This is a genomic window from Pseudooceanicola algae, from assembly GCF_003590145.2.
Classification (GTDB): Bacteria; Pseudomonadota; Alphaproteobacteria; order Rhodobacterales; family Rhodobacteraceae; genus Pseudooceanicola; species Pseudooceanicola algae.
In genome coordinates, this window is sequence record NZ_CP060437.1 from 67,671 (window position 1) to 82,697 (window position 15,027).

The following is a 15,027-nucleotide window of genomic DNA, read 5'->3' on the forward strand; positions in this document are numbered from 1 at the left end:
ATCACTTTCTTTCGCAGTCTGTCCACCGCCGGGTTCTTCGCCACCGCCATCAGCTTTGGTCCGGGGCGCATGGGGTTCGGCCTGTTCGTGCCGGAGTTCAGATCGGAATTCTCGATGTCCGCCGCCTCGGCCGGGCTTGTTTCCAGCCTCGGGTTCGCGGGCTTCTTCGCGGGTCTCCTGGTCGCGCAACTTCTGCTGAACCGAAGGGGGCCGGAACACCCGGTTCTTGCCGGGCTCGCGGCCGCAACCCTCGGCCTCGGGCTGGTTGCGATAGCGCCGAACGTGCCGATCCTTGCCGCCGGGGTCTTTCTGGCCGCCACCAGCGCCGGGTTCGCCTGGACGCCTTTCAACGACGCGGTGCATCGCAAGGTGCGGGACCGCGACCGCGCCTCGGCGCTGTCCGTGATCAGCACCGGCACCAGCGTCGGCATCGCACTGGCCGGGGTGGTCGCCCTTGGCATGGTCTTCTTCGGCTTCGGCTGGCGGATCTGCTGGGGGGTCTTCGCCGCGGCCAGCATCGTCGCGCTGGCGATCAACTGGGCCGCGCTGCGGCAGGTGGAAAAGGCCCCCGATGACCCGCCCGAAGCCGTTTGGCGCGATCTTTTGCAGCCCGTGGCCCTGCCGCTGTTCGGGGTGGCCTTCATCTTCGGGATCACTTCGGCGATCTATATCTCCTTCGCAGCCGACCGGTTTGCCGAAGACGGCCTTCCCGGTCTGCCCCAGGGGACGGCCCCGGCGCTGGTCTTCATCTTCTACGGGCTTTTCGGCCTGACCGGCCTTGCCACGGACAGATTGCGCGACCGCATCGGGCTGACTTGGCTGGTCCGCCTGCTGATGCTGGCCGGGGCCGGGTCGCTGGCCGCGGCCGCCTTCATGCCGGATCATCTGGGCGGGCTTGCGACATCGGCCGGGTTGCAGGGCATCCATGTCATGATGACCAGCGCGGTCCTTGCCTTCTGGTCCGAAAGCCTGTTTCCCGCCTTCCCCTCGCTCAGCTTCACCGCGGCGCTTCTGGCGGTGGCGGCGGGCTGCGTGATCGGCCCCGCGCTTGCCGGTCTGGCGGTCGGCAGCCTTGGGCCCCAGGTGATGTTCTACGCCGCCGCCGTCCTGCCGCTGGTTGCCATGGTCTTCATCAGGGCCCGGTTCATGGTCGAGCGGCAGAGCGACACCACCGGGAGTATCGAGGTGGGTGCCTGACCCCCTGCCCTGATGCGGCCACCACCGACCACCCTCCGGCCAAAAAATTTCCAGGTTGTACTGCAATCTTCGGGAACAACTTGGCGACGACCGCGTTGCGATAGCATGAGCATGCAGAAGCGTCGGCGGTCCCATGGCCGCTTTCTGGCCGACATGTCAGTTTTCAGAGGTCTTCCGCTTCTCGGTCTCGCCGGTTGCGGGCAGGCTCAGTCTTCTCTCAATATCGCCGGTCAGGACGCAGGCAGCATCGCAGAGCTGTTCTGGGTCATGCTGGCCGGCGCGGTTGTCCTCTGGCTGGCGGTGAACGGGGCCTTTTACGTCATGTCCCGCGTCCTTCCGGGACGAATCGATCAGCGTCATGCAGCCCGGTTGCTGGTCGGCGGCGGCATCATACTGCCCACGGTGATCCTGACCGCGTTGCTGGTCTGGGGCCTTGCCCTGCTGCCCGATCCGCGACGGCCCGGTGACGGGCTGGTGGTGCGCGTGACGGGCGAGCAATGGTGGTGGCGGGTGGAATACTGGCCCGAAGGCGCAAGCGCGCCCATCGTCACCGCGAATGAAATCCGCCTGCCCGTGGGCGAGCGGACGGAGTTCCGCCTGACCTCGGACAGGGTCATCCACTCCTTCTGGATCCCGGCCCTTGGCGGCAAGATGGACATGTTCCCCGGCCGCGAAACGATGATCAGCCTGCATCCCGACAAGGTCGGCACCTATCGCGGCCAATGCGCCGAATTCTGCGGCGCCAGCCACGCCTGGATGGCCTTTTCCGCCGTCACGATGGAGCGCGCGGATTTCGATGCCTGGCTTGCAGCCCAGGCCGCCGATGCCGCCCCGCCGGCCGATCCGGCCGCAACCCGCGGCAAGGCGGTCTTCGCCCAACAGGGCTGCGGCGCCTGCCACGCGATCCGGGGCACCGAGGCCGTCGGAACGGTCGGTCCGGACCTGACCCATATCGGCAGCCGTCTCAGCATCGGCGCCGGACGCTCGCCCATGACGCTTGACGATCTGTCCGCCTGGATCACCCATACCGAGGCGCTGAAACCCGAGGTCCGGATGCCCAGCTATGACCTGCCCGAAGACGATCTTGCCGATCTTGCGCATTACCTGAAAGGGCTGAAATGACACGAGCGCCGCGCGACACCTCACCCCTGCCCGCGCCGTCCGGCCCCTATCCCCCGACCCAAGCGATGCTGGCCGAGCCCGTTCCCGACGACCTGCGCCGTGCCCAGGCGGACAGGCTGCGCAAGGTCTGGGAAACGCCGAAAGGCTGGCGCTACGTCAAGGCGGTGAACAATTCCGAGGTCGGCAAGTGGTACTGCCTGACCGCACTGGTCTTCATGCTGCTGGCCGGGATCATGGCGCTGCTGATGCGGCTGCAACTGGCGGTGCCGGAACACGACCTGATCTCCGCCGACCGTTTCAACCAGCTCTTCACCATGCATGGCTCTGCCATGATGTTCCTGTTCGCCGTCCCGATGTTCGAGGCCGTCTCGATCCTCTTGCTGCCGGGGCTTCTGGGGGCGCGGGACATGCCGTTCCCGCGCCTGTCGGCCTTCGGCTACTGGTGTTTCCTGATCGGCGGAGTCTTCGTGATCGGCTCGATCCTGTTCGACGTGGCCCCGCGATCAGGCTGGTTCATGTATCCTCCCCTGGCGACACAGGACGAAGGGCCGGGCAGCGACATCTGGCTGCTGGGGCTATCCTTCATCGAGGTCGCCTCGATCGCGGCAGCGGTCGAGTTGATCGTCGGCACGCTGAAATGCCGCCCGCCGGGGATGCGGGTCAACATCATGCCGCTGTACGCCTGGTACGTGCTGGTCGTGGGGGGCATGATCCTGTTCGCCTTTCCGCCGCTGATCGCCGGCGATTTCCTGTTCGAGCTTGAGCGCAGCTTCAACTGGCCCTTCTTCGACCCCGAACGCGGCGGCGATCCGATGCTGTGGCAGCACCTGTTCTGGATCTTCGGCCATCCGGAGGTCTACATCATTTTCCTGCCCTCGATCGCCATCGCGGCGATGATCATCCCCACGGTCGCCCGTCGCCCGATCTTCGGCTATTCCTGGATCGTGCTGTCGGCCGTCGGTACCGGGTTCCTCAGCTTCGGGCTCTGGGTGCATCACATGTTCACCACCGGATTGCCCTCGATCTCGCTCGGGTTCTTTTCGGCCGCCTCCGAGGCGGTGGTGATCCCCACGGGCATCCAGATCTTTGCCTTCCTCGCCACGCTGATGGCCGGACGGGTGAAGATGACGCTGCCGATGCTCTGGATCTCGGGCGCGCTGGCGATCTTTACAATGGGTGGGCTGACGGGCGTGATGCTGGCCATGGCGCCCTTCGATTTCCAGGCGCATGACACCTATTTCATCGTTGCCCACCTGCATTACACACTGTTCGGCGGCATGGTCTTTCCGGTGATCGCGGGGGTCTATTACTTCTTCCCGTTCTTCCAGAAGAAACTGATGTCCGAACGCCTGGGCCGCTGGTCCTTCTGGCTGGTCTTCAGCGGGTTCAACCTGTGCTTCCTGCCGATGCACCTGACCGGCCTCTGGGGGATGCCGCGCCGGGTCTATACCTATCCCACGGGCCTTGGCTGGGACGGTCTGAACATGATCTCGACCCTCGGGGCCTTCGTCGTGGCGGCGGGCTTCGTGGTGTTTGTCTGGGATCTGATCCGGCCCAAGAAGGACCAGCCTCAGATCCCGCGCAACCCATGGGAGGCAGGCACGCTGGAATGGACCCACGACGTGCCCGAGGAAACCTGGGGCGTGCGCTCGATCCCCCATGTCACCTCGCGCTATCCGCTGTGGGATCAGCCGGGGATGCAGGACCGGATGGACGCCGGGCGCTACTATCTGCCCGACGCGCAGGAGGGCAAGCGCGAGACGCTGGTCACCTCTGTCATCGACGCCGAGCCGGTGCAGGTCCAGCGGGTGACCGGGCCGACCTGGATCACCCATCTGGCGGCCGGATTCACCGGCGGGGCCTTCATCTTGCCGACCTTCCACCTTTATCCGCCCGCAATGGTTTGCGGGGCGCTGGCGGTCTGCTGCATCCTCTACTGGCTCTGGACCTCGACCGCCCGCCCTCCGGAAGCGGACAGCAAGGACGTGGGCCTCGGGCTGACCCTGCCGACCTATGCCGCCGGCTCTGCCTCGGTCGGGTGGTGGGCCATGTGGATCACGATGCTGGGGGATGCGACGGCCTTTGCCTCGCTCGTCTTCGGGTTCTTCTTTTACTGGACCGCCGCGCCGAATTTCCCGCCCGAAGGGGCGGCGCATGCAGTTGCTCTTCTGGTCGCGCTGGCCGCCCTTGGGCTGGCCGGGTCCTGGGCGCTGACCCTTGGCGCGCGCCGGCTGAACCGAAGCGGGCTTGTCGGGGCGGCGCGCCTCTGCCTCGGGCTTGCGCCGCTGGCAGCAGCGGGCGGCGCGGCGGCGCTGATCGGCTCCGTCTGGACGCTGGACCCGGAAAGCCATGTCTATCCGGCCGTCCTTTGGGCACTGACGATCTGGATCACCGTCCATGCCGGCGTCGGGGTCATCATGCAGCTTTACTGCCTGGCCGGTTCCCTGTTCGGCAAGCTGACGCCGCGCTATGACGCGGACCTCTGGAATGTCTCGCTTTACTGGCATTTCGTGGTGCTTGCGGCGCTGGTAACCTGCGCGGTGATGGGCCTGGCCCCGGGGGCGCTATGACCGGGGACCATCCGCCGCGCCCCGAAGAGGACCGGGCCGAGCTTGCCGAAGAACAGGCCAGCCTGTTCCGCATCACGCTGGCCCCCGTCATCTGGGCCGCGCATTTTCTGGTCTGCTACGGGCTGGTCGCCGTCACCTGCGCCAAGGGCTGGGACATCGACGCGGTGCGCCTTGGGCTGATCCTGTTCAGTGCAGGTGCGCTTGGCGGGATCGGCTGGATCGGGCTGGCCGCCTGGCGGCAATGGAACCTCTCCGCGACCGGAGACCGCGTGAACCGCCGTGGACGACCCGAGGACAGGCACCGGTTTCTGGGCCATGCGGCCTTCCTGCTGTCGATCATCTCGGCCATCGGGGTCATCTTCGTTGCGCTTCCCCTGATCCTGATCGGGGGCTGCCAGTGAGATGGGCCTTTCTTGCTCCCGGCCTTGGCCTGCTCGGGCTGGTCTGGCTGTTGCCGCTGGATGATATGCTGCCGGTCTTTGCCAGCCACATGCTGCGCCACATGACGCTGGTCGCGCTGGCGGCACCGCTGATCGTGCTGGGCCTGCCGCGCGTGGCGGACCGCCTGCCGGTGCCGCCGCTGGCCGCCGCGCTGATCGAATTTGTCGTGGTCTGGGGCTGGCACCTGCCCGCCCCCCATGCGGCGGGGCGCCTTCAGACCGTGGGGCTGGTGGCCGAACAGGCCAGTTTCCTGTCGGCCGGGCTGCTGGTCTGGACGGGCTGCCTGCGCCACGATCAACCGCTGGCGGGCGCGGGGGGGCTGTTGCTGACCTCGATGCACATGACCCTGCTGGGGGCGCTTCTGGTGCTGGCGCCGCGCGACATCTACGCCGCGATCTGCGGCACGGCGCCGGATCTGGGCGGGCAGCAGATCGGCGGCATGCTGATGCTGGCCATGGGCACGCCGGTCTACCTGATTGCCGGTCTCTGGCTGACCGGGCAGGCCCTGCGGGAAAGGGGGATGGCATGAGAACGGTATTTCTGACGCTGGCGGTCCTTGCCGGGCTCGGCCTGGCCGGGGCCGGGGCCGTGGTCGGACTTGGGCTATATAACGTCTCGGCCCAGGCGGGCCATTTGCCGGGGGTCTCCAGGGTGCTGCACACCACGTTCCGCAACGCGGTCCGCCTGCGCGCGCCGTCGATGGATCAGGTCCCACCGCTGGATGACCCCGACCTGATTGCCCTCGGCGCCGGGCATTACGCCACCGCTTGTGCAGGTTGCCACGCCACGCCGGACGAGGCGCGCAGCGCCACCATCCGCGCCATGCTGCCCGCCCCGCCCCCCATCGAAGAGGCCATCGCCCATTGGCAACCGAACGAGTTGCACTGGATCATCGAGAACGGCGTGAAGATGAGCGGGATGCCCGCCTGGCCCGTGAAACATCGCGGCGACGAGGTCTGGTCCGTCGTCGCCTACCTGACCGCGCTGAAGACCGGCGCCGCGCCAGAGGTCCCTTCGCGCGACCTGACCGGTGCGGCCTATTGCGCCAGCTGCCATACGCAGGTGGGCGGGCCGGTGCCCCGGCTGGATATACAATCGCTGGATTACCTTGCCGCGAAGCTTGAAGACTACCGCAGCGGCACCCGCCCAAGCGGGATCATGGCCCAGGCCGCCCGCCTCGTGCCCCCACAGGACGACAGGGCGCTGCTGACGGAACTGGCCGCAGGAACGCCCCAGCCCACGCCGCGGCCCACCCCGACAGGTCCGGGCGCAGAACTGGCGCGGCAAGGCACCCGCGATGTACCCGCCTGCCTTGCCTGCCATGGCAAAGACCCGTCGCGCGGACCGGCCCTGTTCGGTCAGCCGGAAGCCTACCTGGCCGATCAACTCAGGCTGTGGGCCGCAGGCACTTACCACCATGACCCGCTGATGTTGGCAGCCGCGCGGGAACTGAGCGAGGATGACATCATCGCGCTCAGCCGCTATTTCTCGGGCGGCGGGGACTGAGACCCCGCCGCAGCGACTTACTGGCCGGGACCAGGCATGGCGGCTTGCAGCGCATCCACGGAGACCCCAAGCTGCTCCGCCACCGCATTCAGATCCGCGTTGCGTCCGCCGGCGTCCTGCATGGCCTGTTCCAGCTGGGCGGGCTCAACACCCAGAGCCTCGGCAATCGCGTCGAAGTCAGGCGCGCCACCGGGACCACCGGGGCCGCCACCCGCATTCGCCGCCCCAATACCCCCCGCCGCGTTGGTCGAGAAGTTATCCTGCGCAACCACGCCGACCAGGCAAGTGGGCAGGTTCGGGAAGGTCGTGCCGGAATGATAGTGATAGACGGGCTCTTCGCCCTGCTCCGGCCGACCGATATGGCCGCCGCATTCATCCAGATCGTCAGGGACCGAACCATCCTGGTTCAGCGTGCCGTACATCGCGAAGCCGTCGAAGGCATAGCCGAACTGCGCTGTCTGATCCTGTTCGACATTCAGGCATTCCGCCGCGACGCCTTCGTTTTCGAAGACCGTGTTCAGGTCCGTCGCCGTGGCATGCCAATGATACCAGCCGCCGGGATCGATATGTCCGCCACAGGTATCAAGCGCGGGCATATGTCCGGTATCCAGAACCGATGGCGCATCCGCAAAGATCGGCACGCCGTCCAGCCCGATCCCGACCTGCGCGACCGTGCCCAGATCGGTCTTCTCCTCCGCCATCACCGGATTCGCGGGAATAAGGACCGTCATCTCGACATCGGTATCGACCGTGGCCTGAATGCATTCGTTGGTCTCGACCGGCTGCTCGGTCCGGATGTCGAAGGAATAGACCTCTCCGTCGTCGTTGAAGAAGGTGTAGCCCTGCTCGTCCAGCATGCGCAGGAAGTCTTCGTTGATCCGGTACACCCCGGCCTCATCGCCGTCCCAGTGCCAGATGCCGCCCTCGTCCGCCAGCGTCGCGGGACAGAACGGACCAATCTCTAGGTCGTCGGGCAGGTATTTCACCACGTAACGCGCGCATTCCGCGGCCGCGCCGGTTTCCAGAGTGCAATCGACGATCTCGCTGGGGCTGACCAGGGCACCATCCGCGACAGAGTGCTCCCCGGCATGGGCGAAGGCGCCGGTTGCGACCATCATGCCGCCAAGGGCGCCAAGCGTGAAAATGCTGCAATTGCGGGCCGACTGGCTGCGCGGCTGCGAGGGGAACATCATTCTGGGGTCTCCTGAACTTGTCTTCTAATGACATTGCTTCGATGCTCGGCCGCGCTCGGGCCGCAAGAACATGGATCGGGGGACACAGGCATTGCACCCGCAGCAAAGCTGCGGTTAGAACATCCGCACCCAACTTGGTTAGGACCCTAACTTCATGCAGACGCGAACACAAGGCGCGGAGTTTCACCTGCTGCTCCACAGCACACATCTGCTGGAAGTGCGGCTGCGTGAGCTGCTCAAGCCGCTTGGCCTTCATGCTGGTCAGGCGCGGTTCATTCATGCACTCGGGCGTATGGAAGAGGCCTCGCAGCGCCAGTTGTCGTCGGAATTCAACGTTACCCCGGCCAGCATGAGCCAGATGACCAAGCGCTTGATCAGCAACGATTTCATTCAATTGCGCAAGGATCCAAAGGACAAGCGCGCGGCGATCCTGTCACTGACCGAAAAGGGCAGACACCTGCGGGACCAGATCATTGCGGTCTGGCAGGAGGTCGACCGGATCATCATCGAGGCCATCGGGGCCGAGAACGCCGAACAGCTTTTCACGCAAAGCAGGAATTTGCGCGCCGCCCTGAATGGAAAGGCCCCGATGACGCATCAGGACCCGCCGCCGGGACGGTAACCAAGGCCATCGCCCTGGTTCAGACCCTTGCCCAGGTCCGATGGCCTCCGGTGATCCGGGCGCCTTGCGACACCAGTGTTTCCTGCATCGCCGCAACATGGACCTTGTCGGCATCGCAAGGCCGTCCGAACCCAAGACAAGTACCTGAGTTTCGTGGATGACCGGGATTTGGCGTGCGGGCTCCGCGATGCCTGAGGTTGGGCTTGCCTTTCTCCGGGCGCCGGTACCGGCGGATGGGAGGGGCCCATGTCTTCGACGGCCCAAGCCTCGTATCCCACCTGACCCCGGGCCGGGACCCATTCCCGGCCCGGGTCGTCACCTGTCCTCAGGACCAGGGCGTCACGAGGTATTTCTCGCCGGTCTTCATGGCGCGATAGTCGGTGACGGCTTCCTTGGTCAGCATCTCGTCAAGATTGACGTGCTTCTTGTAGTTGCTGGCAAAGGTCGTGGTCAGGTTGTCGAGCACCCGCTTGCGCATCCGGCTGACGGTTTCCTGCCCCGCCGACTGGATGAAGGGGAACAGCAGCCAGCCAGACAGGGTCCAGCCAAAGCCGTAGCTCGGGCTCAGCACCGTCGGACTGGTGTCCAGACGGCCGTAGATGAACATGCGCTTGGCCTGGTTCGAGCCATAGCGCGAATATTCCGTCATCTGGCGGACCGCGACCTTCTCCATCGCCTTGAAGGCCGTGTCGACCGACTGGCCGCCGCCCACCGGGTCAAAGCCGTAGAAGGCGCCGGTGTCGTCGATGGCCGAGCACAGTTGATCCATGAAGCCGTCTTCCGAGGAATTGACCACATGGGTCGATCCGATCTTGGCGAGCAGATCGGCCTGCTCCGCCTTGCGGACGATATTGACCAGGCCGATGCCGTCTTCCTTGCAGATGCGGGTCAGCATCTGGCCAAGGTTCGATGCCCCGACCGTATGCAGGATCGCGTCCTGCCCGTCCATCCGGGCATTTTCGACAAAGCCGAGGGCGGTCATGGGATTGACGAAGCCGCTCGCGCCTTCCTCGGATGTGTGGTCGCCAAGCGGCAGGCACATGGCCGCATCGGCGATGCAATACTGGCTGAAGGCATGCCCCGGAAGGCAGGAAACCCGCTGACCGACCAGCGCCTTGGCCGCGTCACTGTCGCCCGCCGCAACAACCGTCCCGGCGCCTTCGTTACCGGCAGGCAGCTTGATCCCGTGGCGGGATTTCGACCCGGCGTTGACCGCCTCGGGCATCTTGGCGACGAACTTGCCGGGTGAATAGGTGGCGTTTTCCATGTCGGCCCCACCGACCAGGATGGCAAGGTCCGACGGGTTGATCGGCGCCGCTTCCATCTTCACCAGGACCTGGTTGCCGGTCGGATCAGGGAAACTCACGTCCTCGATCGCGACGGTCAGCGTGCCGTCTGCTTCCAATGTCGTGAATAGTTGCTTGCCCGTGGTGGCCATGGCGGAATCTCCTGAATGTGGTTTCGTGTGGCGGGCTGCGGTCGGGTCGCCGGAACGGATCCACACGAATCGACAGCGCCCGCTTGATCCAAATCGTCTCAGATAGCGCTACCGATGCGACGGACAAGCGTAAAGGACCATCGGCCCCGCCGATGGCCCGTGTCACGCGCATCCCCTACTCCTCGCGTATCAGGTGAACGGCACGCCTGGCCGGACCAAGACCCGCCTCGGGTCAGATCTCGATCTTGGTTTTTCCCGTCGGCAGGGGGGCGTCCCGGATGGTGCGCAGCAGGTCGATGAAACCCGCGATCGCGTGCGCAGCCGTCGCCTGCCCCTTTTCCGCCGTCGCGATGGAGGCATCGCCGACCGTGCCGTCTTCGGACAGATCCGAGGCGACCCAGGCCTGGCTGATAGGGCCCACGGGCGGAATTGGCGCGGTTTCGGCGGTCGAGACAAAGTTCTTAGCCGCGCTCATGTCGACGCAATCGGGGCGGAAGGCCAGCATCAGCGATGTTTCCACATCTCCGCCATGGATGCCGTACTTGCGCTCGTGATCGGTATACATGCCCTCGGGATAGCCGAAGTTGCCCCATTGGCATTTCACCGCCAGCATCCCGGCCTCGACCCGCAATTCGCGGCTGAGGATGGAAATCAGGTCCAGATTTCCGCCATGGGAATTGGCGATCACGATCTTGCGATACCCGGCGCGGGCGGCGGACAGGCCGATTTCGGTCCAGGCGCGCAGAGCGGTTTCCGCCGTCAGCGTCAGGGTGCCCTCGGCCCAGAGATGTTCGTTCGATTTGCCCACGGCCATGATCGGCAGCACCCGGATATCCAGATCCTCGGGGCAATCCTGTTGCAGCTGCGCCAGCATGCCCTCGGCGATCATCGTATCGGTGCCGACCGGCAGATGCGGCCCGTGCTGTTCCACTGCGGCGGTCGGCAGGATGGCGATGGACCGCAGCGGGTCGATGGCCTTGAATTCGGGGGCGCGGTATTCGTACCAGTTACGGCGGGTCATGGGGTTACTCCGGAAAATCTTTTGTCGTCAGGCGAATGCCTGTCTGGATTATGCGCATCAGGCCTGGGCGCGATGGCCTAGAAAGCGGTCCAGCTTGCGATGCACCCGGTCAAGGTGTTTCGCGCGGCTGTCGGGGGTCGAGCTGTCCATCAGATAGTGGGCGGCGAAAGTGGTCTTGCACCGCGGCGCGCAAAGCAGGCGGACGCCGCGCAGGATCGTGCGACGCCCCGGCGCGCCGATCAGCCGGGTCAGCCACCAGCTGGCCCCACAGGTCGTGAAGACGCCAAGCCGGGTGATATGGGTCAGGCCGGGCTTGATGTCCCCGCCGTCTTCTTCGGGCAGGATGAAGGCCGAGCCGGGCAGCAGGGCCCGGTCGAACCAGCCCTTCAGCAGCGCGGGCATGCCATACCACCAGGTCGGATAGACGAAGATCAGCGTATCGCACCAGTCGATACCGGCCACATGCTGCGCCAGGTGTTCGGTCCCCAGCGTGCCATCCAGATAGGCGGCGTTTTCCGCCGCGCTCATCACCGGGTCAAAGCCTTCGCCGTAAAGATCGATCTGGCGAACCTCGGCCCCTGCCGCCGCCAGCCGCCCCAGCACGGTATCGCGGATGGCCGCGTTGAAACTGTCCGCGCGCGGGTGGCAATAGACGACAAGGGCCCGCATCACAGGGCGTCCATTTCGCGGCCGACCTTGTCGAGGAACGCCTTGCGGGTCTCTTCGCTGTTTCGGTTCATGTCATAAAGCGCCAGGTAACGGGTCTTTTCAGGCCGGGTGACATGCCAGACCGCACGCTTCACGATCTTGCGCGGCGGATCGCCCGCCCCGAAGGCGCGCCAGCGGGTGCCGCCATAGGTGGTGACGGCGGCCAGCTTCTTGATATGGGTAAGGTTCGGTTTGACGAAACCGTCCTCCAGCCGGAAAGACACGCCGGGCAGGAAGATCCGGTCGAAGACCCCCTTCAGGATCGCCGGGAAACCGAAGTTCCACACCGGGAAGACCAGCACCAGCGCATCCGCCTGCATGATCCGGTCGACATGGGGCTGCACCGCGCTGCGGTCGCTTTCGGTGTCCTGATAATTGCGGCGCTCTTCGCAGGACAGGACCGGATCGAAGCCTTCGGCGTTCAGGTCCCAGTCGTCGACCTCCCACCCGCGTGCGGTCAGGGTGTCGACGACCTTGCGGTGCAGCGCCGAGGAAAAGCTTTCGGGGACGGGATGGGCAAAGATGACAAGGGCTTTCATGGGTCTACTCCGCCGTCTCTTTCAGGCCCGGATAGGCATACATCGCATCATAGCCGAACTCCGGATCATCCCAGGAGATCATCTTGCCGGGGTTCAGCAGCCCCTTGGGATCGGCCTCGCGCTTGAAATTCAGTTGCGTGGCATCGGTCATCTGCCGCCCGCCTTCTTCCAGCGTATAGCGATGCGGGTTGAAGATCATCGCGCCGGCCTCTTCGTGCAGGCGCACGATCTCGTCCAGCCGTTCCTCTGTGGTGAAGCGCACAAGGGTCAGGCCGCCGAAAGCGACCTTGCCGCCCATGCGCATTGCCTCGAGGTGCTGTAGGATCTCGCCCTCGGGAAAGCTGGCGCGGATCTTTTCGATCAGCGCGACATGGTCGGGGAAACCATAGCGCACCTGCAGGTAGGTGATCGACGGATCGACCTTCAGTGCCCGCAGGGTGGTGTGGTTCCAGCCGTATTCAAAGACCTTGCCGGGACGGCGCGGCCAGTCGTGATCGTCGCTGCGATAGATCAGGGTCACCTCGGGACGCCGGGCAAGGAAGGTCAGGAAGCCTTCCATCGAATGCGGCGCGATCATCAGCCCGACAAGGTTGCTGTTTTCGCTGACAAAGGGCTTTACCCGCTGAAAGAACTCGTGCGCGATCGGGGCCTCGTAGACCGAGGCGAGCTTGACCAGGATGCCGTCTTCGTTCGCCACGTCCTCGGCCAGGGCCACAGCGGCGCCGAAGTCCTCGGTCGAGACGAAGATATCGACCCAGTCATAGGCCGGGGCCAGCGGCATCTCGATTTCCGTGATGATCCCGTTGGTGCCGTAGGCATGGGACACGCGGGCCAGTTCCTCGCCGCGGAATTCCAGGATGCGGGGCTCTGCCTCCATCGTCACCACGCGCAGTCGGATGATGTTGCCAAGGTCGCGCAGGCTGCCCCAGGTGACCGAGCCGACACCGCCCGACCCCCCGGCGACAAAGCCCCCGATGGTCGCGGTTTCCCAGGTCGAGGAGAACATGCGCAGTTCCTGCCCCGAATGCTCCCGCGTTGCGGCATCGACATTCTTCAGCAGGCAGCCGGGTTCGGCCACGACGCGACCGGGGGTGATTTCGCGCACCTTGTCCATGTTGCGCAGGTGCAGCACGCAGCCCCCGGCCAGCGGCATGGCCTGACCGTAGTTGCCGGTTCCGGCCCCACGCGTCGTGACCGGCACGTCATGGGCGAAACAGACCTTCAGGACCTCGATCACCTCGGCCTCGCTGGTCGGACGGACGACGAAATCGGCCATGACGTGATCCAGCCGGTCCTTCAGGACGGGCGAATACCAGAAGAAATCCCGGCTGGCGGCCTTGATCCCGGCCTCGCGGGTTTCCAGGTCCAGGTGCGAAAGGGCGGCCTTTGCGGCCTCGATATTGGCGCTCATTTGGCCCTCATCAGGTGGTCGAGTTCAGAATAATCCGGCAGGGTCCGGTCGATGGCCTTGCCGTCGCGCAGCACGATGCGGTTGGCTTGGGGACGGGCGAAAAGCTCGGTCCAGTCGCGGGCGGGGAACAGGATCATGTCGGCGGGGGCGCCGATGGTCAGTCCCTCTGCCTCGAACCCGCAGGCGGCCGCCGGAGTGGTGGTAAAGCTGTGGATCCAGTCGGGGTCGGAATGATCCAGATGCGCGATCCGGGTGGCTTCGCGCAGCACTTCGACCATGTCGAGATCGCCGTAGGCATAGAAGGGATCGCGGGTGTTGTCTGACGCAAAGCTGACCGAGATGCCGCGCGCCTTCATCTCGTGCACCAGGGTGACGCCGCGGTTGCGCGGGGTGCGTCCGGCGTGGCGGTCCTGCAGGAACAGGTTGCACATCGGCAGCGAGACGACGTTCAGCCCGGCTTTTGCGATCAGGTCCAGTGTCGACATGGCGCGGGCTTCGTCCTGGGTCGAGACCGAACAGCAATGGCCCACCACGACGCCCCCGTCGAACCCGGTTTCGATCACGCATTCCGCGATCAGCCGCAGGGTTTCGGAACTCGGGTCCATGGTCTCATCGGTGTGGAAATCGACGCTGACCCCGGCACTGCCGGCCATGTCGAAGAAGGTCAGCAAGCGGTCCTTCAGATCCGGGATCGGGTAGGAAACCAGCCCGAAGGTCGCATCGGCCTCGGCCACCACGCGCAGCAGATCGGCAAATTCGCCGCCCCGCGCAACCCGGTCGCAGGACACCAGCGACGAGGCCTGCAGGTCGATCCGCCCCGCCCATTCCGCGCGCATCTCGGTAAAGACCGGGAAGCTGCGCAGGTATTGCCCTTCCAGCGAATCCAGATGGGTGCGGATGCGCGCCGTGCCATGGGCATGGGCGCAGCGCAGCGCAAAGGACATCCGCGCGCGCACGTCCTCGGCCGACCAAAGCGCGTGATCGGCGCGCACGGTTTTCAGCGCCCCGTCAAAGGTGCCGTCGGGATTGCTGGCGCGGGGCCAGATATGGCCCTTGTCCAGATGCGTGTGCATGTCGGTGAAACAAGGCAGCAGCATCGCGCTGCCCATGTCCACGTCCGTCCCGGCGGGGGCGGCGATCTTGCCATCGGCGATACCGATATCGGTGCGGATCAACCCGCCCTCCTGCCCCAGCAGGCAGGCAGGCAGTGTCACACCCCTCAGAGCAAGGGGCCCATCGGGTAAAGTCTTGAAGTCCAT

The 15,027-nt window shown here is 65.4% G+C and carries 14 protein-coding genes; 7 read left to right on the forward strand and 7 right to left on the reverse strand.

Annotation, left to right across the window (positions count from 1 at the left end):
* Positions 1-87 precede the first annotated feature (87 nt).
* From PSAL_RS17890 to PSAL_RS17915, 6 genes are all read left to right on the forward strand, one after another.
* Complete coding sequence (locus tag PSAL_RS17890; RefSeq protein WP_231388712.1) at positions 88-1,197, forward strand: MFS transporter; 1,110 nt, start codon at positions 88-90, stop codon at positions 1,195-1,197.
* Between the two features lie 153 nt (positions 1,198-1,350).
* Entirely contained in the window at positions 1,351-2,319 is a 969-nt protein-coding gene (locus PSAL_RS17895) for a cytochrome c oxidase subunit II (RefSeq protein WP_119840558.1), read from the forward strand.
* Positions 2,316-4,889 (forward strand): cytochrome c oxidase subunit I, encoded by a 2,574-nt coding sequence (ctaD, locus tag PSAL_RS17900; protein WP_119840512.1) that lies wholly within the window; start codon positions 2,316-2,318, stop codon positions 4,887-4,889. Before PSAL_RS17895 ends, ctaD begins: the two co-directional genes overlap by 4 nt.
* Positions 4,886-5,290, forward strand: coding sequence for a hypothetical protein (locus PSAL_RS17905; protein WP_119840511.1), 405 nt, complete (start codon positions 4,886-4,888; stop codon positions 5,288-5,290). Before ctaD ends, PSAL_RS17905 begins: the two co-directional genes overlap by 4 nt.
* Positions 5,287-5,859, forward strand: coding sequence for a cytochrome c oxidase assembly protein (locus tag PSAL_RS17910; RefSeq protein WP_119840510.1), 573 nt, complete (start codon positions 5,287-5,289; stop codon positions 5,857-5,859). Before PSAL_RS17905 ends, PSAL_RS17910 begins: the two co-directional genes overlap by 4 nt.
* A complete protein-coding gene (locus PSAL_RS17915) occupies positions 5,856-6,836 on the forward strand; it encodes a c-type cytochrome (protein ID WP_119840509.1) in 981 nt (326 codons plus the stop codon). The genes PSAL_RS17910 and PSAL_RS17915 overlap by 4 nt, the downstream gene beginning before the upstream one ends.
* 17 nt (positions 6,837-6,853) lie before the next feature.
* On the opposite strand, the gene PSAL_RS17920 is transcribed toward PSAL_RS17915, so the two are convergent.
* The gene (locus tag PSAL_RS17920) at positions 6,854-8,029 is read right to left on the reverse strand and encodes a YHYH protein (protein ID WP_119840508.1); all 1,176 of its coding nucleotides are present in this window, start codon (positions 8,027-8,029) and stop codon (positions 6,854-6,856) included.
* Between the two features lie 154 nt (positions 8,030-8,183).
* On the opposite strand from PSAL_RS17920, the gene PSAL_RS17925 reads away from it, so the two are divergent.
* Positions 8,184-8,651, forward strand: a complete 468-nt coding sequence (locus PSAL_RS17925) for a MarR family winged helix-turn-helix transcriptional regulator (protein WP_119840507.1) — start codon at positions 8,184-8,186, stop codon at positions 8,649-8,651.
* A gap of 325 nt (positions 8,652-8,976) precedes the next feature.
* Here PSAL_RS17925 and PSAL_RS17930 read toward each other — a convergent pair whose 3' ends face one another.
* The 6 genes from PSAL_RS17930 to PSAL_RS17955 all read right to left on the reverse strand — a co-directional run bounded on the left by PSAL_RS17930 (position 8,977) and on the right by PSAL_RS17955 (position 15,027).
* Positions 8,977-10,089 (reverse strand): zinc-binding dehydrogenase, encoded by a 1,113-nt coding sequence (locus tag PSAL_RS17930; RefSeq protein WP_119840506.1) that lies wholly within the window; start codon positions 10,087-10,089, stop codon positions 8,977-8,979.
* Between the two features lie 232 nt (positions 10,090-10,321).
* Positions 10,322-11,110, reverse strand: coding sequence for a creatininase family protein (locus PSAL_RS17935; protein WP_119840505.1), 789 nt, complete (start codon positions 11,108-11,110; stop codon positions 10,322-10,324).
* A gap of 57 nt (positions 11,111-11,167) precedes the next feature.
* Positions 11,168-11,779 carry an NAD(P)H-dependent oxidoreductase gene (locus PSAL_RS17940; RefSeq protein ID WP_119840504.1) on the reverse strand — a complete coding sequence of 204 codons (612 nt, stop codon included), beginning with the start codon at positions 11,777-11,779 and terminating at the stop codon, positions 11,168-11,170.
* Positions 11,779-12,357, reverse strand: coding sequence for an NAD(P)H-dependent oxidoreductase (locus tag PSAL_RS17945; protein ID WP_119840503.1), 579 nt, complete (start codon positions 12,355-12,357; stop codon positions 11,779-11,781). Before PSAL_RS17945 ends, PSAL_RS17940 begins: the two co-directional genes overlap by 1 nt.
* A gap of 4 nt (positions 12,358-12,361) precedes the next feature.
* The gene (locus PSAL_RS17950; protein ID WP_119840502.1) at positions 12,362-13,768 is read right to left on the reverse strand and encodes an FAD-binding oxidoreductase; all 1,407 of its coding nucleotides are present in this window, start codon (positions 13,766-13,768) and stop codon (positions 12,362-12,364) included.
* Positions 13,765-15,027, reverse strand: a complete 1,263-nt coding sequence (locus PSAL_RS17955) for a cytosine deaminase (RefSeq protein WP_119840501.1) — start codon at positions 15,025-15,027, stop codon at positions 13,765-13,767. The genes PSAL_RS17950 and PSAL_RS17955 overlap by 4 nt, the downstream gene beginning before the upstream one ends.